The organism is Pedobacter terrae (assembly GCF_900100705.1).
GTDB lineage: Bacteria > Bacteroidota > Bacteroidia > Sphingobacteriales > Sphingobacteriaceae > Pedobacter > Pedobacter terrae.
This window is the reverse complement of record NZ_FNCH01000008.1, coordinates 144,884-167,017: the sequence shown is the minus strand read 5'-3', so window position 1 is coordinate 167,017 and position 22,134 is coordinate 144,884. Positions and strand designations below refer to the sequence as shown.

Here is a 22,134-nt window from a genome sequence, read left to right as displayed (position 1 = left end):
ATGTCTGAACCTGTTCCATATCCTGTTTTAAACGATGATGAGCCTGTTAAGCAGTTCAATGAACTTGATGCATCACTAACTTACAGCTATGCCAGCTATTTAAACTGGCTTTTTCCTGAAAGGGTAGAACTGATTAAAGGTAAAATCTTTAAGATGAGTCCTGCACCATCTAGCGTTCATCAGGAAATTGTTGGTAACATATTTCTCAGGCTGGGAAATTTTTTAAAAAAGCAATCTTGTAAAGTTTACATCTCGCCATTTGATGTTCGTTTTCCAAAGGAAAGTCATAATGATAAAGCTGTATTTACCGTTTTACAGCCAGACATTTGTGTGATTTGTGATAGAAATAAAATTGATGCCCGTGGCTGTATTGGTGCGCCTGATTTGGTTGTCGAGGTTTTATCGCCAGGAAATACTAAAACTGAATTACTTCATAAATATCGCGTTTACGAAGAATTTGGCGTTAAGGAGTACTGGGTGGTGAGCCAGAGTGATAAAAGTATTTTGATTTATACCCTGGATGAAATGGGTAAATTTCAGCCCTCGAAAATATTTACCCTAAGCGAAAAAATTACGTCAACTGTATTGCCGGGTTTTGAACTGGCATTAGATGATGTTTTTGAAGATTTATAAATTCATCAATATTTTTGTACTACTACTTTTTTTAGTGACTTGAATTGTGTCTGAACCTGTTCCATATCCTGTTTTAAACGATGATGAGCCTGTTAAGCAGTTCAATGAACTTGATGCATCATTAACTTACAGCTATTCCAGCTATTTAAACTGGCTTTTTCCTGAAAGGGTAGAACTGATTAAAGGTAAAATCTTTAAGATGAGTCCTGCGCCATCAAGTTTTCATCAATTGATTTCGGGTAAAATTTACCGCAGATTAGGTAATTTTCTTGAAAAACATCCTTGTAAGGTTTTTATCTCTCCATTTGACGTGCGTTTTCTAAAAGGAAGTAATGATGATAAAGAAATATTTACTGTTTTACAGCCAGATATTTGCGTAATCTGCGATAGCAATAAAATTGATGCCCGTGGCTGTATAGGTGCGCCTGATATAGTTGTTGAGGTTTTATCGCCAGGAAATACTAAAACTGAATTACTTCATAAATATCGTGTTTATGAAGAATTTGGCGTTAAGGAGTACTGGGTAGTGAGCCAGGGTGATAAAAGTATTTTGATTTATACCCTGGATGAAATGGGTAAATTTCAGCCCTCTAAAATATTTACCCTAAGCGAAAAGATTACGTCAACTGTATTACTAGATTTTGAACTGGCATTGGATGATGTTTTTGAAGATGTAGATTAAGGATTCTATGAAACCAGATGATCAGTCTTGTTTTGTATAGACTAATTTTTAAAAATCTGATTGATATGGTAGCCCAATCTCAAGTCTGGATTGCAGACTAAAGCTAGAGTAAATAAAATGCTGTGCTTTGCTTGCTAAAAACTCGTACTCAATATCTCCTAAATAAATAGATCGATACTTCATCTGTCTTAGTCTTTCGGCTTTCTCTGCTTTAGTCTTTCAGCTTTGCGCTTAATTAGCTATTTTTGGCTTTTATAACAATTTTCATGAGCATTTCCACCAAGTACAATCCTGCAGAAACAGAAGATAAATGGTATAGCTATTGGCTATCTAAAAAGTTTTTCCACTCAGAGCCTGATGAGCGCGAACCTTACACCATCGTCATTCCGCCGCCAAACGTCACGGGTGTACTGCACATGGGGCACATGCTCAATAATACCATTCAGGATGTATTGATCCGTAAAGCCCGTATGCAAGGTAAAAACGCCTGTTGGGTACCTGGAACTGACCATGCTTCTATCGCTACCGAAGCAAAAGTGGTAGCCATGTTAAAGGAGCAGGGAATTGATAAAAAAGATCTTTCGCGTGAAGAATTTTTGAAATATGCCTGGGAGTGGAAAGAAAAATACGGTGGTATTATTTTAGACCAGTTAAAGAAACTAGGGGCAAGTTGCGATTGGGACCGTACCCGTTTCACGATGGAAGAAGATCTTTCTGAAGCAGTGATTGATTCGTTTATCCATTTATATAAAAAAGGATGGATTTACCGCGGAATCCGTATGGTTAACTGGGATCCGGCAGGTAAAACTGCTGTTTCTGACGAAGAAGTGATCCGTAAGGAAGTAAACCAGAAATTATATTACATTAAATACCTGATTGCAGGAACTGACGATCAGTTTTTAACCATTGCAACTACGCGTCCGGAAACGATTATGGCCGATGCGGCGATCTGTATTAATCCGAATGATGAGCGTTTTACGCATTTAAAAGGTAAAAAGGTTTTCGTGCCTTTGGTTAACCACGAAATTCCGGTTATTGAGGATGAATATGTAGATATCGAATTTGGAACGGGTTGTTTAAAAGTTACACCGGCACACGATCTGAACGATTATGAACTGGGAGTTAAGCACAATTTGCCTGTTACTGATATTTTAAATGATGATGGAACGCTAAATGAACTAGCCGTTATCTTAGTAGGTGAAGATAGATTTGTTGCCCGTAAAAAAATTGCCAAAATGCTCGACGAAGCTGGCCATTTAGAGAAAGTAGAGGATTACAAATCGCAGGTAGGTTTTTCTGAACGTACCGATGCCGCTATTGAACCTAAACTGTCCATGCAGTGGTTTGTGAAGATGAAAGAAATGGCTCAGCCAGCACTGGATGATGTTTTGAATGGTGAGGTAAACCTGATTCCGAATAAATTTGAAAACACCTACCGCCACTGGATGGAAAATGTGCGCGATTGGAACATCAGCCGTCAGTTATGGTGGGGGCAAAGAATCCCGGCTTGGTATGATGATAAAGGAAATTGGGTAGTAGCCAAAACCAAAGATGAGGCATTAGAAGAATTCTGGAGGAAAAAACATCTGGATGAAAACGGTACTGAAGCTGAAAAAGCTGGATTTAAACATCAGTTGGAGCCATTTTTAAGGCAGGATGATGATGTAATGGATACGTGGTTTTCTTCATGGTTATGGCCAATTTCGGTTTTCGATGGCTTTAAAAATCCTGAAAATAAAGACATCAACTATTATTACCCCACCAATGATTTGGTTACCGCGCCTGAAATTTTATTTTTCTGGGTAGCCCGTATGATTATGGCCGGACACGAGTTTATGGGTAAAAAGCCATTTACGAATGTATATTTAACCGGTATTGTACGCGATAAATTAGGCCGTAAAATGTCTAAATCGCTGGGCAACTCACCTGATCCGATCGGATTAATTGAAAAATATGGTGCTGATGCAGTACGTGTAGGGATGTTAATGTCTTCACCTGCTGGTAACGATTTAATGTTCGATGAAAGTTATTGTGAGCAAGGCCGTAATTTCGCCAGTAAAATCTGGAATGCTTTCCGTTTGGTAAAAGGATGGGAAGTGGATGAAAAACTGACCAACCCTAACACTCAGGCTATTTCCTGGTTCGAAAACCGCTTTAATGAGGCCTTGGTAGAAATTGAAGCCAACTTTAAGCAATATCGACTGTCTGAAGCATTAACGATTACTTATAAGTTGGTTTGGGAGGATTTCTGTGCATGGTATTTAGAAATGGTTAAACCTGCTTATCAACAGCCAATTGATGCGGAGAGTTATCAAGCTACGATTAAATTCTTTGAGAATATCATCAAGTTATTGCATCCGAATATGCCTTTTATTACCGAAGAGTTATGGCATGATGATCTGTTCGGCGATCGCGCAGAAATGGATTGTTGTATTGTGGCCGAATTTCCGAAAGGCGGGCCTTTTGATGAGCAGTTATTAAAAGATGCCGAGGTAATTAAGACTGTTGTAGCCGAAATCAGAAATGTGCGGAACCAGAAACAGATTTCGCCTAAAGAAGCGTTGCCATTAAGCATTAAGGTAAATTCTGATGTTGATTATAACAAATGGTTAAACATCGTTTTCAAACTGGCTAATGTATCTGAAGCGGAGATTGTAAATGATAAAATTGTTGGTGCAACAGCTTTTATGGCAGGTAAAGATGAATTCTTTATTCCATTAACCGAAAACGTTGATGTAGAAGCAGAACGTGAGCGTTTAAATGCTGATTTAATCTATCTTCAAGGTTTCCTGAAGTCGGTTGATGCCAAGTTGAGCAATGAACGTTTTGTACAGAATGCCAAACCCGAGATTATTGCCAACGAACGCAACAAAAAAGCAGATGCTGAGGCAAAAATCAAAATTATTGAAGAAAGTTTAGCGGTTTTAGGCTAATAACAATCTCACAGACCTATAAGGTTTTCAAAACCTTATAGGTGTTAAATAATCCCTTTAGATTTTTTCTAAAGGGATTTTCTTTATACTCCCATTTTCCGTTATACACCTCCATCTCCCTTCCTTTCTAAATTGTTACCAAAGCTCCGCCCATTTTTAAACTTAAAATCCTAATTTGGATGCTGTTAAACACACTATAAATCGTTTAACATGAAACCTATCTAACCTTATTTAAACCGTTGTATTCTATGGAAAATTCCAGAAGAAAATTTATTAAACAATCAGCAGTATTTGCAGCAGCAACCTATGCCGGTACCATGGGCATGAGCGCCAAAAGTTATGGACGCATCATCGGTGCAAATGATCGGGTACGTGTTGGTGTTGTTGGATTTTCTGATCGCTTTAAAGACACCCTTTTGCCTTGTTTCCTGAACCACAACAAGGAACTGAACTTCGATATTGTAGGTCTATCCGATCTTTGGAACTATCGCAGAGATTTAGGAATCGCGCATTTAAAAGGAAAATTTGGGCATGATATTAAAGCTTGCCGTAATAACGATGAGCTTTATGCTACAAAAGATCTTGATGCCGTGATCATCAGTACAGCCGATTTTCAGCACGCGCTACATACCGTTGAAGCCGTAAAAGCCAATTGTGATGCCTATGTAGAAAAGCCTTTTGCCGAGACCATGGATGATGCCAAGGCTGCATTTAAAGCTGTGAAAGCCAGCAAACAGATTGTGCAGATTGGCTCGCAAAGAAGAAGTGGAGAAAATTACATCAATGCTGCAAAATTTATACAAGATGGTAAATTTGGACCAATCACCGCAGTAGATCTGGTCTGGAATGTAAACCAGCCAGGCAGATGGCGCAGACCAGATTTAGTAGCTAAACTAAAGGAAGAAGATATTGATTGGAAACGGTTTTTGTTAAATCGCCCTAACGAGGCTTTTGACCCAAGAAAATATCTGGAATATAGATTATTCTGGCCCTATTCATCAGGCATGCCCGGACAATGGATGAGCCACCAGATTGATACAGTACATTGGTTTACCAATTTAAAACATCCGCGGAGTGTAGTCGCAAACGGAGGTATTTACACCTGGAAAGATGGACGTAGAAACTGGGATTCGATGGTTGCCGTATTCGATTATGGTCAGCCGGATACTACCGATGGTTTCCAGGTTACTTTTACTTCCAGAATGCAGAATAGTGTGGGCGATGTAGGCGAGGTGTATTACTCTAACGGTGGCGAACTCAACCTGATGACCAATAAAGTATCACCAAAAGGGGGATTAAGGGAAAAAGAAGCTGCAGCCATGGGATTGAAAGCCAATCTTTTGCCTGAATTTGATTTAAGTAAAACCGAAATTAAAGCCGCAACCGGTGCCAATATGGGCGGTGACGCCTTAACCTCTGGCCACATGCGCAACTGGATGGAATGTGTGCGCAGCCGTAAAACACCGAATGCCCCTGTCGAAGCCGGTTATTCGCATTCTATTGCCAACATCATGACCAATGCTGCGGTGCGTACCGGTGCAAAAGCAGTTTTCGATGAAGGTAAACAAGAAGTAATCGCAAACGGAAAAGTATTCAAGTATTAAAATAAAAATATCGTCATTGCGAGGTACATAGTCATCTATTTAGCAAAAAGATGGTTTCATCATTCTTCCCCGCAATGACTGCAAGAAAAACTTATCATGTTAAATTTTAAAAAATATAGTATTCTGGCGCTTTCGCTAATCAGTTTATCAGTTGCTGCCCAAAAAGCAAAACCATTGTTTGATGGTAAAACGCTAACGGGTTGGAAAGCCGTTGCAGGTGTTGCTCCATACCAGGTGGAAGATGGAATGATCGTGGGAACGATGACCAAAGGCACACCCAATTCATTTTTGATTACCGAAAAAGAATATGGCGATTTTATTTTAGAACTGGATGTAAAACTGGAAGGGGAAACGACCAATTCTGGCATCCAGACCCGTAGCCATATTAAACCCGAAGGGAACGGTGGTAAAGGGCTGGTTTTTGGCCGGCAGGTAGAAATAGACCCTACACCAAGAGCATGGACAGGCGGAATTTATGATGAAGCCAGAAGGTTATGGCTTTATCCTTTAGAGCTTAACCCATCGGCCAGGCCATTGTACAAAAAGAATGAATTTAACCATTACAGGATAGAATGTATCGGTAATGAAACCAAAACCTGGGTAAACGGAACGCCCGTTGCTTATGTAATAGATACCTTGGATAAATCTGGCTTTATTGGTTTGCAGGTTCATGGTATTGGCAATAATCTTGATAATGATGGTAAGAAAGTTTATTTTAAAAATATTAATATCCAAACAGAAGGCTTAAAAGCCAAAGCTTTTTCAAAAGGTATTTACACAGTTAACTTAACGCCAAATGCCTTATCTGCTTATGAAAAATCGGAAGGGTATAAACTGTTATTTGATGGTAAAAGCAATGCAGGCTGGGTTGGTGCCTATAAAACTGCTTTCCCGGCCAAAGGATGGAAAATTGCCGATGGTATCATCAGCGTTGAACCTTCGGGCGGTGCAGAATCGACCAATGGAGGCGATATTGTAACCAAGGATGAATACGCTGCTTTTGATTTATCGTTCGAGTTTAAGCTGACACCGGGAGCCAATAGCGGGGTGAAATATTTTGTTACCCTGAGCGAGAATAACAAGGGTTCGGCCATTGGCCTGGAATACCAGGTTTTAGATGACGAATTACACCCTGATGCAAAATTGGGCAGAGATGGAAACCGAACGCTGGCATCTTTATACGATTTAATGACTTCGAAAAAAGAAGCCCGTTATCTACGGCCAATCGGCAGCTGGAACAATGGCCGTGTGGTGGTTTATCCTAATAATAAGGTAGAACACTATTTAAATGGAGTTAAAGTGTTAGAATATACGCGTGGATCAGAAGAGTTTAAAAAACTGGTTGCCATTAGTAAATATAAAGACTGGAAAAATTTTGGTGAAGCGCCGAAAGGACATATCCTTCTACAAGACCATGGCAATAAAGTAGATTTCAGGACGATTAAAATCAAGACTTTATAACCCGAGTTCGATTAATATTTATATTTTTTGATTAGTTTTTAGCCTCCTTTTCTAACGCGATCGTCATGCTGAATTTATTTCAGCATCTTTCTTGTTAGATAGACCCTGAAATAAATTCAGGGTGACGACCGTGAGTTAAAAGTACCCGCAGAGGACTTTTTTAAGCCAATATTAATGATCGAGTTCAAGTTATCTGTGCGAATCTGTAGTCAAATATATTTACGATTAAAAAAATAAAATATTAACATATCATGCATCGTCGATCCTTTGTTAAAACATCAGCTCTAGTGGGCTCCGGTTTGCTTTTCGGCAGTCAGGCCTTCGCCAGTTTAATAGCCGATGAAATCATTAATGTGGCCATGATTGGTTGTGGCGATCGCGGAAAAGGCGTTTTGTCGGTAATTAAGTCTATGCCTGCAAAATATAAAATTAAAGCTTATTGCGATCTCCTCGATTTCAGACTTAAGGAAGCTGAAAAATATGTTCCTGCTGAAGCCAAAGCCGTAAAAGATTACCAGAAAGTTTTAGACGATAAAACAATCGACGCGGTTTTTATCGCTACACCTTTAAGTGAGCATTTCCGCATTGCAAAAGATGCCGTGCTGGCCGGTAAACATGTGTACGTAGAAAAAACCATGACTTACGATATTACCGAGGCACTTGAGCTTAAAAAGCTTGTTAAACAACACCCTAATCAGGTTTTTCAGGTGGGTTATCAATACCGTTATTCGCCATTGTACTTTAAGGTAAAAGAGATGATCCAGAGTGGTTACTTGGGTAAGGTTAGCCAGATCGATTGTCGTTGGGACCGTAATGGCAATTGGCGCAGGGCTGTTCCAGATCCTGCTTTGGAAAGAAAAATCAACTGGAGGATGTACAAAGAATATTCCGGCGGATTAGCTGCCGAACTACTCTCGCACCAGATCGATTTTATCAACTGGGCCTTCGAAACTCAACCCAATGAAATTATGGGATCGGGAGGGATAGATGTTTTTAAAGATGGTAGGGAAACTTATGATAACATTCAGGCCGTATTACGTTATCAGGAAAAGGGCATGATTGGTAACTTCGGGGCCACTTGTGGCAATGCCCATGATGGTTACCTATTTAAAATAAAAGGTACAAAGGGCTCGGTTTCTTTGCTGACCAATACTGGTTTATTTTACCCTGAAGAACGTACCAAAAAAGAATTGGATATTGTGGATGGTGTAACCGGGGCGACAAAAATTGTGGTCAATAAAGACGGTGGAATCCCGATTTTAGATAAAGCCACTATAGATGGAACAAATTATGCGCTTGATGAATTTTATATCTCGATTGCCACTAAGAAAGAACCCGCGTCCAACATCAATACCGGGACCCAGGCGGCTATATGTGTAGCCATGTGTAACGAGGCGATTTATAGCGGTACTAAACAGGTTTGGAAGAAAGAGTATAGTATTTAATAATTGTCATCTGTTCCATCCGGAAAATATCGTCATTTCGAGCGGAGTGCAACGTAGTCGAGAACCCGAAGGCTCAGCGAAGCTAAATCTGTCAGGGTAGATATCTCCCCGCCTGTACGGGCAGGCATTCCGCTGCGCTTCAGTCGAGATGAAGGATTTTCTTTAGGTAGAATCGTCATTCCCTTGAAAAAGGGAATCTTAAGCGAAATAAAGTTATAGTGTCGTAGGTCCAACCATTTGAACCCAGCTAGGGCATCGATTCTCAGTCAGGCTGGGAATGACGGATTTTATTCTCCGGTTTTTAATAATTTAAACTACAGCTCCAAATATTCCGGCATTTCTTCTACAAATTTAAAGCTGCCTTTTTTCGTATCCATCTTTGCGTAAACATGCTGCAAACCGTTAGTTAGCACAATCCACCTGGCCTGGTGAATCGAATTATAACGAGAGGCCTGCTCAAAAACCGATGGTGTAATTTTTACCTTTGGTGCCTTACATTCAATGAGCATCAGCTTTTCACCAGCAGTATTGTAAACCAAAATATCACTTCGTTTTTGCAGTTGGTTTAACACCAAACCACCTTCAATCTGAATTAATGTACGCGGAAATTTCTTTTCTAAAATCAAATGCTGTATTAAATGTTGACGAACCCATTCCTCGGGCGTAAGCACCAGGTGTTTCTTCCTCAACTCGTCGAAAATAAAAACCACACCATCTTTTTTGGTAATTTTAAATGGGTACGGAGGAAGGTTAAGCGGGGTAGGAGTGAACATTTCAGTTTTCAGTTGGCAGTTTTCAGTTGGCAGCTTTTAGTTGGCAGTTTTCGGTTTTCAGTTTGCAGTTTGCAATTTGCAATCGGCAGTTTACAATTAACAATATAGCATATAACAATATCAATTTTTGCAGCTTCAAAGTTAGTTAATTTTGTGCTATGCGATGAAGTCTCTAATCTAATGTCTCAAATCTAATATCTACTTTTTCAAATCCAGTCTCAAATCTCACATCTATCCTCTCACATCTCTTAATTTATAAACATTTACCAAATCCTTAAACCTAAATTGTAATTTTACAGGCAATGACTGCTGCCGAAATTATTAAAGATATCAAAGCCCGAAAGTTCAAGCCTGTGTATTTACTACATGGTGAGGAATCTTACTATATCGATCAGATAACCGATTATATTGAAGATAAACTGCTGAACGATGCTGAAAAAGGTTTCAACCAAACCGTTTTGTATGGAAAAGATACCGATATGGCGACGGTTTTGGGTGCTGCAAAGCGTTATCCCATGATGTCTGATTATCAGGTAGTCATTGTTAAAGAAGCGCAGGATTTAAAGTGGGGTAAGGAAGACAGTTCAAAAGAAGGAGAATTTGTACTCAACTACTTCGAAAAACCGCTTCCCAGTACCATTCTGGTGCTGGCTTATAAATATGCCAACTTTGATAAACGTAAAAAAATCTATAAAGCCATCAATAAAAGCGGACTGATTTTTCAGTCAGATCCTGTTCGCGATTATAAGCTGGTACCCTGGATTGAAGAATTTGTAAAAGATAAAGGTTACAAGATCGATCAGCAAGCATCAGCGTTAATGGCTGAGTATTTAGGCACAGATCTTTCCAAAATTGCCAACGAGATCGAAAAATTGATGCTGAATGTTTCTAAAGAAGTAACCATCAATACCGATCTGGTTCAGAAAAACATCGGCATTAGTAAAGAATATAACGTTTTCGAATTACAGAAAGCACTGGCCATCAGAGATGTGTTAAAATGTAATAAAATTATCAATTACTTCGCCAGCAACCCAAAAGCCAATCCAACCGTAATGGTTTTGGCCAATTTAGGTGGTTATTTTACTAAACTCCTCAAATATCATTATATCCCGAATAAAGCCGATGCGGCATCAGCTTTGGGCGTACCCCCATTTTTCATTAAAGATTATGAGGTAGCGGCCAGAAATTACAATACAGGCAAAGTTTTCCAGGTAATCGGTTTACTTCGCGAATACGATTTAAAAAGTAAAGGATTAGATAGTACCGGGAATGTTGATGATGGAGAACTCTTGAAAGAACTGGTGTTTAAGATTGTTCATTAAGCATCACGAACCAATTCTTTAATCATTACTCAAGCATACCAGGGAATCCTATGTGCTAAATCTTGGTAACAGACCTTTGCTTTTTCTGCTCACTGCCAGGTGGTGAATTTGCCCTTACCTAAAAAGTAAAACCTAGTTATTTATTAAGTTAAATTTATACGTTTATAGTAAAAGGTTTTACTAGTTTATGGTCTGGTTATGCTATCGTTTGTCTTATTTAAATTTAACATTAATTAGCTGTAAATTAACTTATTGGGTGTTTTGTGAAGGATTGTTTTTGTAAACTGATCTGCTAATGATATATTTGTTATGCAACCGATTGTTTTGTTGCGCTTTAACCAAATCAAAATTATGATCTACAAACGAATGATGTGCTGCCTGGCACTCCTAACCAGCTGCGCAACTTATTCTATGGCACAAAATGCCAATCCTTACCTCATCAATGCAACAACCAAACCTTATTTATTGCGAAGCTTCCTGATGTTTGAAGGGAAAAAACGTACCCATGTCATTTCTGTAGGTACGCCAGAAAAGGTAAATTACGCTTACGATTTAAAACAGGGGGCTTTGCTGGAGGTATGGCGTGGAGATTTTATAGATGCCAGAGAAATGTGGGAAGATAGGGGAGAACCTCAATTAGCTAAACCTTTAGGTACGGTTCTACCACTTTCTTCAGCACAAGCCCTTGCATCACTTGCAGACAAGGATGCCGCATGGCCAGATTCTATTGCTTTTGACGATCTGCAAACCCAGGGCTACATTTTAGATAAAAGCAAAATGCCTACGTTTTTATATACGGCTAACGGTGCCGATGTAAGCGATAAAATAAGCGTTTTAGATGGTGGAGCAGGACTCAGTCGTACCATTATTATCAAAAATAGCCAGCAACCACTTTATTGTCGTATTGCAGTTGGGGCAAATATCGAGGCACATAAAAGCAATAGTTATATTGTTGGCGAAAAAGCCTATACCATAAAAGTAGCTGATGGTGCAAAAGCTTTCATCAGGAAAACCCAAAAGGGTAAAGAACTGCTGGTACAACTGGTTAATGCTACCGATTCGTTAACCTATTCCATCACCTGGTAATCAAGACATGAAAAAATCAACATACTTATTGTCTCTTTTGTTGCTGGGCACTGGTCTGGTAACAGTTAAAGCACAAACACAAACTGAAAAACAAATTTATCCTATCGTAACCGTTCCCATTCCAAAGGAAATCGCACTTGAAGTGGGGGGAATGACTTTCTTACCTAACGATGAGCTGGCAGTAGCTACCCGTAAAGGCGAAGTTTGGATAATCACCAATCCGTATATCAAAGACGGACAACAGCCCAAATATCGTTTATTTGCGCATGGCATGCACGAAATATTAGGCTTAAATTACATCAAAGGAGATATTTACCTTACGCAACGCGCTGAAATTACAAGGCTACGCGATCTTGATGGAGATGGCGAAGCTGATGAATACCGCACGATGTATTCGTGGCCTTTATCGGGCAATTACCACGAATATGCATATGGTCCGATGTTGGATAAAGATGGCAACATGGTAGTTACACTTAATTTGGGCTGGATTGGTTACGGCGCCAGTTTATCTAAATGGCATGGCTGGATGCTTAAATTTACACCTGATTTTAAGTTAAAACCTTTCGCAACCGGTTTCCGATCGCCTGCAGCAATGGCCCTGAATAACGACGGTGAAATATTTTATGCCGAAAACCAGGGCGACTGGGTAGGCTCGGGCAGCATTACCCACGTAGAAGAAGGCGATTTTGTAGGTAATCCTGCCGGCTTAATATGGTCAGATGAGCCTGGCTCACCGGTTAAGCTTCACAAAAAGGATGTTCCTGATACCGGAGAACCTGAATTCGAGGTGGCCAAAAGAGTGCCTGGATTAAAAACGCCTGCAGTATGGATTCCGCATTCCATTATGGGCAACTCCACATCGGGTATTCTTAATTATACTGATAATGGGAATATGGGGCCTTTTAAAGGGCAGCTTTTTGTGGGCGACCAATCGCAAAGTAATATCAACAGGGTATTTTTAGAAAAAGTTAAAGGAGTGTATCAGGGTGTGGTATTTCCATTCCGCAGGGGATTTTCTTCGGGTATCCTCAGGATGAACTGGGGATCGGATGGCAGTATGCTGGTGGGGATGACTTCGAGAGGATGGTCATCGACAGGCAAAGCCGAGTATGGACTGCAGCGTTTAACCTGGTCGGGTATTATGCCCTTTGAGGTGCAAACGGTAAAGGCCCAGCCCGATGGTTTCGAGGTGGAGTTTACCATGCCCGTTGATGAAAAAACAGCCCGCGATGCCGGTGCTTATCAACTTTCTACTTTTACTTATAAATACCACCACATTTATGGTAGTCCGGTAATTAATCAATCGGCGCGTAGTATTAAAGCGATAGTGGTTTCTCCTGATCATAAAAAGGTACGGTTGGTATTGGATAGTTTGAAAGAAGGCTACATCCACGAAATCAAAATGGAAGGATTGCGGGCTGAAAATGGCAGTATCCCTTTGTTGCACAATTACGGATATTATACCATGAACAAAATTCCGGATGGAGAAAAGCTGGCGCTAACTGACGAAAATAAACCGACAGGCAACGCTCAGGCGGCACACCATATGGAAGGTATGGATCATCACCAAATGGGCAATATGCCTGCAGCGGGTGGCGCGGTTAAAGGCAATACTGATGTGACAAAACATGTTACGCAACAGCCCGAAACCTGGACTAAAGGACCAGATAAAACGATTGTGCTCGGCACCAAGCCAGGTTTGAAATTCGACATCACCAATATTACCCTAAAGGCTGGTACCAAAGTAAAACTAACCTTTAAAAATGTTGATGATATGTTGCACAATTTCGTGCTCACTGCGCCGGCATCAGGTAATGCAGTAGGAGAAATGGCCTTGAAAATGGGTCTTGATGGCGAAAAGTATGATTTTGTTCCGGCATCACCTAATGTATTGGCTTATACTTCATTGTTACAGCCCGGAAAATCAGATACGGTTTATTTTACCGTGCCTAACAAACCTGGTGTATATCCTTTTATTTGTACCTATCCGGGTCATTATATGGTGATGAAAGGGCAGATTAAGGTGGTGAAATAATATTGCTAAGAGAAAAGAGGCTTACTCATTCGCTTGAGTGAGCCGTTTTAATTTAATGCGAAACAGAATCCACTATTGCGGTCGTCATTCTTGCGCACGCGGGATCCACGAAGTGCTCAGCGAAGCTAATCTTAAAACGTTTGCATTAAGATCCCCAATCAAGTTGGGGATGACGATCTTTCGTGGGATATTATCTAAAAAATTTAGCTGTAAATCCCGCTCTCCCGTAGCGCTAAGTATAGCATCTCTATGGATACAAGAATAAATTGAGTTTACAAACTCAATTAACGAGTCACAGACTCTTTTCTATTATTAATCAGTAGAGCCCTTCGAAACGCTATGGACAGACACGAACAAATTGTATTTCTGCTGCCCGTACCAAAAACTACAAAGCTCTTTTTTTGCCCATTTCACCATATTTTTTTATATTAGGTTAATCAAAAGTGATGATAACTCAAATCAATCCGTCTGATTAAAAATCTCCAAGAAAAATATTCCAAAGTCCACCTTTACGCCACATTTACCCCACGTTTATGCCACCTTCCGGCCAGGCTTGCCTTACCCCTGCATGCACACTGCTTAACCCTTGCTTTGGTTGAGTGATGCTGCTGTTGGAGATCAGGTAGGTCAAAGATTTGACTCGCTTTAGATCGACAGGTCAATAATAGCGGAATAAAAGGTAAAGTGGAGGTTATCTTAAAGTATTGTTGGGGTATAACGGTGTCGGAGCGAACCAGGTTGAAGAAACAATAAACGGCGGTCCGGATTTTTATTCCGCGCTGTGTAGCTTTAAGCATAGCGTTACTATGGATATAAGAATTAAATTAAGTTTATAAACTCAATTAAAATGGGTCACAGACTCTTCTATTATTAATCCGTAGCGTCCTTCGGAACGCTACGGACAGACTCTAGGGTCGTCATTTCGAGCGGAGTGTAACGCAGTCGAGAAATCTGTCTAGATAGATCTCTCCACTTCGCGTTGCTCCGGTCGATGACGACCATTCTATTGGAGTCTGTCAATGATATAGGTTAGAATTTTTCAAATACATCGGCGTGTTGATGACAGATATACAAGGGACGTCACGACCGCAGTGCCTGCCCGTACAGGCGGAGAGAAATCTTTTAACATAGTTTAAGGATTTATTGCAATTCCAGTTCAAAGATTTCTCCATTTCGCTGCGCTTCAGTCGAAATGACGGGGATTTTGTAAATCTTTCATTGACAGCGTAGTCGAAGACATCTTTGCTATTTATCCCTCAACTTAATGAAATTGGGCTTCCATCAGGATGTAAATATCACCAGATCAACTATTTTTTCTGGCCTGATACCATGATAAACGGTTTGTTGATTTCCTTTCCGTTTTGATCCATGATCGTTTCTGTCATTTTCTTTACTTCAATTTTTGTAAATCCCGATTGCTTGAAAAGGCTTTTAACTTCATTAATTTCATAAAATGTAAAATCAAACTGTGTCCAGGGCAGGTGGGCGCCAAAGTTTTTTTCAACAAAGGCAAGGTTCATTTTTCCGCCTGATTTTAATACTCGGTAGCTTTCAGATAGATATTTTAAAGGATCCGGCCAGAAATAAATGGTATTGGCTGTAAAACACCAATCGAAGAAATTGTCCTGTAAATCGAACTCATTATCTGTTATTTTAGCAAAATCTACCGTATTGCCATTGGTTTTATAAGTGGAAAGCTCATTTTTTATTCCGGTTTCTGCAAGATAAGTACCCGTATAGTTAATATTCCTTGCTTTTTGGAACAGATAGGAGAGGTGTTCGGTGTCTATAGGACCGATTTCCAGTACATTTTCTTTCTTTTTTAAAGGTAAATCTTGTAAAAGTTTAAAAATTAGCGTGTTTTTTGGTGGGAGAACGTCAGTTTTTAATTTTAGGGTTAAGGTGTTTTGGTCTTCTTGCTCGTCCATAATAAAACGTTTAATCTCTTGCGGTATTTCGCAATTTGTGCAAAATTGAAAAATAGCTGTTTTACACTTTTACATCAAAAGGATTTTCTTTTGCAAAAAATAGAATTGTGGATAATCCCTTCATGTTATTTCGGCTTTTTTTGTGATCATTGCGCTTATGGGAATCAATGTTGGTAAGAATTATGGTGCCTGGAAAAACGTAGGGGGTAGCTTTGATGATCTTCGTGTTGAGAACGGATTGGTTACAAAAAAAAAGAATAAATACAGTTTTTCTTTTAGCGATGCCGAATTTATACAGATCAATATTCCTGGCATTTACATGGTGTACGGCGATATCCTGTTTAAACAGCAGCAGATGTACTTTAGCCCAACCAATGAAGTACCTGATATGATTAAGATGCGTTTTACGCTTTCTGGCAGTGGTACTATTTTTAACCGCATAAACAAGCAGCAATACATCTTTAATTCCAACCAACAAAACATCATTTACATGCCTGAGTTGGATGGTACAGGCCAATATGATACGGGCCAATGTTATCGCTTTTTTGAGGTTCATTTTGCTAAAGAAAAGTTTTTGCAACTGGCAGAGCACTCTACCAAAGCATTACAGGTTTTGGCGGATCATATTGATACCGGATATTACATGCAGCTGGGCGACCATAACCTGCCTATTTCATGGCCTATGCAGCACTGCATCAGAGATATTCTCGATTGTGATTATCCTGAAGGATTGAAGCATCTGTTTATCGAGTCGAAATGTATTGAGTTACTGGTACTCCAGGCCGAAGCTTTTGAACGGAGCATTTCCCAAAAACAGCCAGCTGCTTTATCTTCTAATTATGATCGTGAATGCATTTATCAGGCCAGAGATTACCTGATCCAGAATATCCACCAGCCACCATCGGTTGCAGAACTGGCTAAAATATGCGGCATTAATGAATTTAAACTTAAACAAGGCTTTAAAGGGGTGTTTGATAACAGCATATTCGGTTACCTGAGTGATTACAGGCTTAACCATGCAAAAGAGCTACTACTGGATGGTATTTCCATAAAATCTGTCGCCTTTATGCTCGGTTATTCTTCTGTACAACACTTTAGCAACGCCTTTAGAAAGAAATTTGCGGTAACACCGGGTAAGTTGAAAGGTTAAGATTGGTGTTGATTAATACGGTATATTGTGGTTCTTCTCCCGCTCTATGCTGCGGGGCATGGTAGTTTTTCGCAGTTGTTTGCTTTTTTAATTGTGCTCAAGAATGCTGCGCATTTTGTCGCGCCAAAGTACCCAAAGCGCTTTGTCAATCCGGCAAGGGGCCTTTTACACAAACCCAATACACATCAAAAAAACAGCGGCACTTTGTTTAATCAGGTGTGTTGGCTAGTTTCTTTGGTCTGATTGAGCCCTTTGGGGTTTGTTAGTTAAGGGTAGGTTAAAGTTTTTGCAAACATGAACCACAAAACCACTGCGTTTGAGGTTTGATGGTGCCATTTGTGCTGTTGTGCTACTGTTTTTTTGATTCTTCTGGCCCTTGGGATTGACGGGCGTGCTTCGGTAGGGGCTGTGCTATTTCAAAGCAAGTTAGCATAATGCCTAAACTTTCCTTAAAATAAAATTCTCCTCCGCTCTGTCCGTAGCGTCTCTACGGATACAAGAATAATATTGAGTTTATAAACTCAATTAAAACGAGTCACAGACTCTTTCCTATTATTAATCCGTAGAGCCCTTCGGAACTCTATGGACAGACACGTATAATCTTTTTTGCGCTTCGCTCATTTATAAGAATTTTTCTGCTATTCAAAGTGATAAGGATAGTTGATTTCTTTCAGATCAGTTTCAAGTTGTTGCCAATCTCCCAGTTCCTCAACAATTGATAAAACCATTTCTTTCGTAAGTGTTTGTCCATTATAAATTTTTGATACGGTTTCAAGAGGGATTCCACTTTCTTTGTAACTTCCTTCAAAATAATCTGTTGCCCAATCCACATAAGTCTGAGGATTTCCATCAAATATGCTCAACATTTCTTCTGAATGATCTTCAATATTTTCAAGTTGGCCAACTTGCCAGTTTTTAGGTTCAGTGGTCCATATGCAAAATGTAGTACCGAGTGATGCCACGGGCTCTCCATAAATAAATTCATTAAAAATTGAAGGCAAATCTGCGGTCAATTTAGTCTTATCCTGTTGTTTATATTCATGTGCAAAGCCATTTATTACACAGCCATTGTCTAGAAATAGTATATGCATTTCTTCACCTGAACCATTTCGCATTTGCAAACACTGTTCATTGGTATCCCATTCTGAATTAAATGAATAATAGCGGTACTGCCATTCCTGACAGATTATTGCGTCTAAAACTGAAATGGCTTTACAAATAGCTTCCAGTGTTTTTCTGTCTGGAAGTAAACTGAGATTTTTTGTTGAGATCATTTGTGCAGTTTTATGGTTTTAGTATTGCGATAAATGAGACGTGATGTTTTATTTTTAGGTATTTAACCTGCTTTTTTTATACTCATCGATTATGAGCCATTTCACCTCGTGATCATTGTTGTATTTGAATTTGGTAGAGCCACAAGTACTACAAGCCCAAACTCTGTATCTGAAAGGTCTTCTGAGTTGAAATTTATCCCTAATGATTAAGATATCAAGCTTTTTGCATCGCTCACAATAACACTTATTTCTTAATTCTTGTGGAATTTTTAAATCTTCCATTATGGCAAAAATCCTAAACTCTTCAAATATCAATTCGTTTGCATTTTCGATAGTTAGGCCAGAATTATATATCGTCTTATTCTCATACTTTAGGTATTCCAGGTCTTCATTTATTTCGTAAAAGGCGATGTATTTACTGTCAAATCTGCTTGCTGAAATTATTTTATTCATTTGTTGAAAAGCATATTCAATACTGATCTTTTTATCTATCGCGCTATTGATAATCGCCAGTGCATATTTTTCAAACAACTCATCTTCTGTTTTCGCAACGTTTAACTTTAAATCTGTAATAGTTTTCCAAAAATAATATTCACGCTCTTCTGTCGAATCGAAGTCTAAGCCTGCAAGAATAAATAAATTCTCGTTTTCGTAACCCAACTCTAAAACATTAACTGCCCATGTTACCAGTTTCTTACTATCAAATTGAGATAAGGCTCTGTCTGCTAGAACTTCGAGGGTTAGTTCGTCGATTGTCATTTGGAAAGATTAGGAATAATTTTACTTTTTTTGAATAGATTCTAATCAAAATTTAGCATTACAAACTATTAAGGCAATTTTTTAGTACCCCCGCTAGCCTAGAAAATAATACCTGTGCTAGTAATGACTAGTAAGGGCGTAAGATCCAAATCAGATTTGATTCGTTTATCTTTAAAATCAATAGGCGAATTCGAGTCTGTTTTTTACATGTTTACTTTCTTCCAGCCTTAATTTTTGATTGGTAATGATATCGTGCTCTTTATCTTTTTGCAAAACTTTAAACCAGCTGATTGCAGGAATCATGCCTCCTGAATGTAATTCGAGTCTGATCACAAATTCATCTTTGGGCTTTCGGTGATTGTTAATATACTGGCTGAGTACAGCAGGGGTAACATCGACCTCAATAGCGAACTGTTTGTCTTTTTTATCTTGTCTATTAACGTATTCATTTAGAAAATAACCGAAGTTAAATGCTTTATGATATTGGCTGCTACCGATATAGTCTTCAAGCTGGAACTTAAGCTGTAGCAGTCTATTGTACATTTTTTCATTCTCACTTTTGTTCTCGAACTGTTTTCTCCTATTTATCCAAAAGTCCTTTTCCGCATCTTTTTCCTGAGCATTTTGTAGCTCTTCTGAAGGAAATATATAGGCATCTGCAAGTTCCTGATCGGTAAATTTTGAAAACGTTAACTCCTGGATTTCTTTTCTGTTCTTATTAGTTTTCATAATATTCCTTTATCAATTTTATTGAATTTGTTCCTTCCGTTACCAGGTATAGTTTAGTTGACTGTAATCCATATCTTTTGATATAATGGGTTTCCAGTTTAGTTTTAGGTTTGAGGCATACAAAGCCGTGATAACCCAGTTTAAAAGATTCTCTACAGGCATAGGAAATCAGGCAACCTGCAATCCTGCTATAAATTTTGTCAGGACCTACATTTTCATGTGATGAGGCGAGAAGTCTGATCTCTAATGCGTAATCGTCAGGTCTTTGTGCTATTGATAACATGCCTATTGGTTCTGCGGAGTCTTCTAACGTTAGTTTGTAAACACTAAAGTGCTTCTCTTTGTTCCAGTTGAAAGCAAACCGTTTTGTTTTATTGATCTGCGCAATCTCGGCTGCATCAATTTGGCTGACGATTACAGTATGTTTTTGACCTGTGCTTTCATTTATTACATACATTGTTATTTCAAATATACCAAAAAGTTTACTTGAAATGTAAACTTTTTTTTGTGTAATTATTCATTTTTAGCGCAATTCTTAGCGCGTATTGCCTTGAGCACTGGCCTGACTTGTGTTTTCGCAGAATTTAAAGATTAATAATCAAGTAACAATTCATCCTGCCACTAGCTTAGACATTAAGACTTGCGCCAGGAATCAAAATTAGTTTACCATAGATAAAAATGATGCACACAGCTATAAAAATCTGTGTTGATCTGTGTGCATCTGTGGTTAAAAACCATAACCCCCCGCCCTTTGGGCACCCCTCCTTAAAAAGGAGGGGAGTGGCCCCTCATAGCTGTATAAAGGTAAATGGCCAGTTAAAATTTGAACGTTTATGCTGTGGCTGCTAAATGGATCGTTTCATTACATTCATCATGCTCAAAAGCATTACACCAGGCATCGCAAGCAGCTAACCAATCAAAAATTATTTTATAGGCAGCGGTAATTTCGGCTGAAAAATTTAGGCTTGCACCCTCAAAATCTTCTTCCTGAAAAATGTAAGCATTTAAACCGTAGTATAAAAGCTCTGAAAGGTGTTCTACATCGAAATGGTCCACGGCTAACAATTGATCAGCCTGGTTTTGGACATATTGCTTAAAGGTGCTTTCATTGGCCAAAAGTTTTGCTTTGCTCAATAGCTTGATAATGTTGTTTACATCGTAAAGGGTATTGGCAATGGTAATGGGCTTGTGTTTACCTGAACGCGGATCGGGGCCGGTACAGGCGCTGAGCATTTCGGTAAGAAGTTGATTCACATCCGATAAACTAATCATATCGAAATAGGCTTCAATCAGTTTCCGGAACTCGGTTACAGCTGCTACCTCATTTGGGAGCTGTGTGTCTGGGTTTTTACAATTGTCGGTTTGCATAACATTGTTAAAAAAGTATACTTAGGGGCTGCAAACCGACAATCAACTCCATACAGAGATCAATTGAAAATGCGTTTCTAAAACGCTCCCCTAAGTAATATTGTTAAAAAAATGATTTGCTTATACCGTCTCTGTTATGTTAGAACTTTATTGATTATCGATTTGCATAAGCAAGATAAATAAAATAAGCCAATCTACAAAATATTGTTGGCCAAATGGCGCATAAATAATGGCAGTTCTTTACAGCAGTTAGTAGTTCTATACTTGCAGTTAACAGTTCTATCAGCGCAGTTAACAACATTATACTTGCAGTTAGTAGGTTTATGCTTGCAGTTGATAGGTTTATACTTGCAGTTAGAAACATTAAACTTGCAGCTGGCAGATTTATCCTTGCAGTTCACGGTTCTATACTTGCAGTTCGGAGGTTTATCCTTGCAATTGACAGCTCTATTAACGCAGTTAACAACTTTATCGGAGAGGCAGGTTAGTTTTAGCTGGCAGTTGCCAATTTTTAATTTGCAGTTCGCAGTTATATACTTGCAGTTCGCAGTTCTATACTTGCAGTCGACAGTTCAGACGTTGCAGTCGACAGTTCAAACGTTGCGGTCGTTAGTTCAAACGTTGCGGTCGATAGTTCCAACGTTGCAATCGACAGTTCCAACGTTGCGGTCGACAGTTCCAACGTTGCGGTCGATAGTTCCAACGTTGCAATCGACAGTTCCAACGTTGCGGTCAATAGTTCAAACGTTGCGGTCGACAGTTCCAACGTTGCAGTCGACAGTTCAGACGTTGCAGTCGATGGCTCTATGCTTTCAGTTCATAGTTCTATACTTGCAGTTGGTAGTTCTATGAGCGCAGTTAACAACATTATACTTGCAGTTGGTAGGTTTATGCTTGCAGTTGATAGTTCTATGCTCATGCGCTGGCGCACGCGTGTCGCGTGTGAAACAGA

General features: G+C 39.3%; 17 protein-coding genes. 10 read left to right on the top strand and 7 right to left on the bottom strand.

Annotation, left to right across the window (positions count from 1 at the left end; translation table 11 throughout):
• From BLR60_RS12175 to BLR60_RS12150, 6 genes are all read left to right on the top strand, one after another.
• Positions 1 to 633 (top strand): Uma2 family endonuclease, encoded by a 633-nt coding sequence (locus tag BLR60_RS12175; RefSeq protein WP_090500164.1) that lies wholly within the window; start codon positions 1 to 3, stop codon positions 631 to 633.
• A gap of 46 nt (positions 634 to 679) precedes the next feature.
• Positions 680 to 1,315: a Uma2 family endonuclease gene (locus BLR60_RS12170; protein WP_090500162.1), complete on the top strand. Its 636-nt coding sequence runs from the start codon at positions 680 to 682 to the stop codon at positions 1,313 to 1,315.
• 266 nt (positions 1,316 to 1,581) lie between these two features.
• Positions 1,582 to 4,248: a valine--tRNA ligase gene (locus BLR60_RS12165; protein ID WP_090500160.1), complete on the top strand. Its 2,667-nt coding sequence runs from the start codon at positions 1,582 to 1,584 to the stop codon at positions 4,246 to 4,248.
• A gap of 248 nt (positions 4,249 to 4,496) precedes the next feature.
• On the top strand, positions 4,497 to 5,852 hold the full coding sequence (locus tag BLR60_RS12160) for a Gfo/Idh/MocA family protein (RefSeq protein ID WP_090500158.1): 1,356 nt from the start codon (positions 4,497 to 4,499) through the stop codon (positions 5,850 to 5,852).
• A gap of 96 nt (positions 5,853 to 5,948) precedes the next feature.
• On the top strand, positions 5,949 to 7,313 hold the full coding sequence (locus BLR60_RS12155) for a 3-keto-disaccharide hydrolase (protein WP_090500156.1): 1,365 nt from the start codon (positions 5,949 to 5,951) through the stop codon (positions 7,311 to 7,313).
• Between the two features lie 251 nt (positions 7,314 to 7,564).
• On the top strand, positions 7,565 to 8,758 hold the full coding sequence (locus BLR60_RS12150) for a Gfo/Idh/MocA family protein (protein WP_090500154.1): 1,194 nt from the start codon (positions 7,565 to 7,567) through the stop codon (positions 8,756 to 8,758).
• 314 nt (positions 8,759 to 9,072) lie between these two features.
• Here BLR60_RS12150 and BLR60_RS12145 read toward each other — a convergent pair whose 3' ends face one another.
• Positions 9,073 to 9,531 (bottom strand): type I restriction enzyme HsdR N-terminal domain-containing protein, encoded by a 459-nt coding sequence (locus BLR60_RS12145; RefSeq protein ID WP_090500152.1) that lies wholly within the window; start codon positions 9,529 to 9,531, stop codon positions 9,073 to 9,075.
• Between the two features lie 302 nt (positions 9,532 to 9,833).
• Between BLR60_RS12145 and holA the strand changes: the two genes are divergently transcribed.
• The 3 genes from holA to BLR60_RS12130 all read left to right on the top strand — a co-directional run bounded on the left by holA (position 9,834) and on the right by BLR60_RS12130 (position 13,974).
• Positions 9,834 to 10,853 carry a DNA polymerase III subunit delta gene (gene holA / locus BLR60_RS12140; RefSeq protein ID WP_090500150.1) on the top strand — a complete coding sequence of 340 codons (1,020 nt, stop codon included), beginning with the start codon at positions 9,834 to 9,836 and terminating at the stop codon, positions 10,851 to 10,853.
• A 351-nt stretch (positions 10,854 to 11,204) separates the two neighbouring features.
• Positions 11,205 to 11,939 carry a hypothetical protein gene (locus BLR60_RS12135; RefSeq protein ID WP_143009071.1) on the top strand — a complete coding sequence of 245 codons (735 nt, stop codon included), beginning with the start codon at positions 11,205 to 11,207 and terminating at the stop codon, positions 11,937 to 11,939.
• Positions 11,940 to 11,946: 7 nt separating this feature from the next.
• Positions 11,947 to 13,974: a plastocyanin/azurin family copper-binding protein gene (locus BLR60_RS12130; RefSeq protein WP_090500147.1), complete on the top strand. Its 2,028-nt coding sequence runs from the start codon at positions 11,947 to 11,949 to the stop codon at positions 13,972 to 13,974.
• A gap of 1,307 nt (positions 13,975 to 15,281) precedes the next feature.
• Here BLR60_RS12130 and BLR60_RS12125 read toward each other — a convergent pair.
• A complete protein-coding gene (locus BLR60_RS12125; protein ID WP_090500145.1) occupies positions 15,282 to 15,902 on the bottom strand; it encodes a class I SAM-dependent methyltransferase in 621 nt (206 codons plus the stop codon).
• Positions 15,903 to 16,059: 157 nt separating this feature from the next.
• On the opposite strand from BLR60_RS12125, the gene BLR60_RS12120 reads away from it, so the two are divergent.
• Positions 16,060 to 17,052, top strand: coding sequence for a helix-turn-helix domain-containing protein (locus tag BLR60_RS12120; protein WP_090500143.1), 993 nt, complete (start codon positions 16,060 to 16,062; stop codon positions 17,050 to 17,052).
• A gap of 638 nt (positions 17,053 to 17,690) precedes the next feature.
• Here BLR60_RS12120 and BLR60_RS12115 read toward each other — a convergent pair.
• From BLR60_RS12115 to BLR60_RS12095, 5 genes are all read right to left on the bottom strand, one after another.
• The gene (locus tag BLR60_RS12115; protein WP_090500141.1) at positions 17,691 to 18,326 is read right to left on the bottom strand and encodes a hypothetical protein; all 636 of its coding nucleotides are present in this window, start codon (positions 18,324 to 18,326) and stop codon (positions 17,691 to 17,693) included.
• 54 nt (positions 18,327 to 18,380) lie between these two features.
• Entirely contained in the window at positions 18,381 to 19,085 is a 705-nt protein-coding gene (locus BLR60_RS12110) for a hypothetical protein (protein WP_090500139.1), read from the bottom strand.
• A gap of 177 nt (positions 19,086 to 19,262) precedes the next feature.
• Positions 19,263 to 19,814 carry a hypothetical protein gene (locus tag BLR60_RS12105; RefSeq protein WP_090500137.1) on the bottom strand — a complete coding sequence of 184 codons (552 nt, stop codon included), beginning with the start codon at positions 19,812 to 19,814 and terminating at the stop codon, positions 19,263 to 19,265.
• Complete coding sequence (locus tag BLR60_RS12100) at positions 19,804 to 20,271, bottom strand: hypothetical protein (RefSeq protein WP_090500135.1); 468 nt, start codon at positions 20,269 to 20,271, stop codon at positions 19,804 to 19,806. The genes BLR60_RS12105 and BLR60_RS12100 overlap by 11 nt, the downstream gene beginning before the upstream one ends.
• Positions 20,272 to 20,645: 374 nt before the next feature.
• Positions 20,646 to 21,182 (bottom strand): hypothetical protein, encoded by a 537-nt coding sequence (locus tag BLR60_RS12095; RefSeq protein ID WP_090500134.1) that lies wholly within the window; start codon positions 21,180 to 21,182, stop codon positions 20,646 to 20,648.
• Between the last annotated feature and the right edge of the window lie 952 nt (positions 21,183 to 22,134).

Excerpts from the sequence above, each read along its gene's own strand:
- BLR60_RS12165 (WP_090500160.1), top strand. The coding sequence starts at position 1,582 with ATGAGCATTTCCACCAAGTACAATCCTGCAGAAACAGAAGATAAATGG.
- BLR60_RS12150 (WP_090500154.1), top strand. The coding sequence starts at position 7,565 with ATGCATCGTCGATCCTTTGTTAAAACATCAGCTCTAGTGGGCTCCGGT.
- BLR60_RS12155 (WP_090500156.1), top strand. The coding sequence starts at position 5,949 with ATGTTAAATTTTAAAAAATATAGTATTCTGGCGCTTTCGCTAATCAGT.
- BLR60_RS12095 (WP_090500134.1), bottom strand. The coding sequence starts at position 21,182 with ATGCAAACCGACAATTGTAAAAACCCAGACACACAGCTCCCAAATGAG.
- BLR60_RS12135 (WP_143009071.1), top strand. The coding sequence starts at position 11,205 with ATGATCTACAAACGAATGATGTGCTGCCTGGCACTCCTAACCAGCTGC.
- BLR60_RS12145 (WP_090500152.1), bottom strand. The coding sequence starts at position 9,531 with ATGTTCACTCCTACCCCGCTTAACCTTCCTCCGTACCCATTTAAAATT.
- BLR60_RS12175 (WP_090500164.1), top strand. The coding sequence starts at position 1 with ATGTCTGAACCTGTTCCATATCCTGTTTTAAACGATGATGAGCCTGTT.
- BLR60_RS12105 (WP_090500137.1), bottom strand. The coding sequence starts at position 19,814 with ATGAAAACTAATAAGAACAGAAAAGAAATCCAGGAGTTAACGTTTTCA.
- BLR60_RS12110 (WP_090500139.1), bottom strand. The coding sequence starts at position 19,085 with ATGACAATCGACGAACTAACCCTCGAAGTTCTAGCAGACAGAGCCTTA.
- BLR60_RS12120 (WP_090500143.1), top strand. The coding sequence starts at position 16,060 with ATGGGAATCAATGTTGGTAAGAATTATGGTGCCTGGAAAAACGTAGGG.
- holA (WP_090500150.1), top strand. The coding sequence starts at position 9,834 with ATGACTGCTGCCGAAATTATTAAAGATATCAAAGCCCGAAAGTTCAAG.
- BLR60_RS12115 (WP_090500141.1), bottom strand. The coding sequence starts at position 18,326 with ATGATCTCAACAAAAAATCTCAGTTTACTTCCAGACAGAAAAACACTG.
- BLR60_RS12130 (WP_090500147.1), top strand. The coding sequence starts at position 11,947 with ATGAAAAAATCAACATACTTATTGTCTCTTTTGTTGCTGGGCACTGGT.
- BLR60_RS12160 (WP_090500158.1), top strand. The coding sequence starts at position 4,497 with ATGGAAAATTCCAGAAGAAAATTTATTAAACAATCAGCAGTATTTGCA.
- BLR60_RS12125 (WP_090500145.1), bottom strand. The coding sequence starts at position 15,902 with ATGGACGAGCAAGAAGACCAAAACACCTTAACCCTAAAATTAAAAACT.
- BLR60_RS12100 (WP_090500135.1), bottom strand. The coding sequence starts at position 20,271 with ATGTATGTAATAAATGAAAGCACAGGTCAAAAACATACTGTAATCGTC.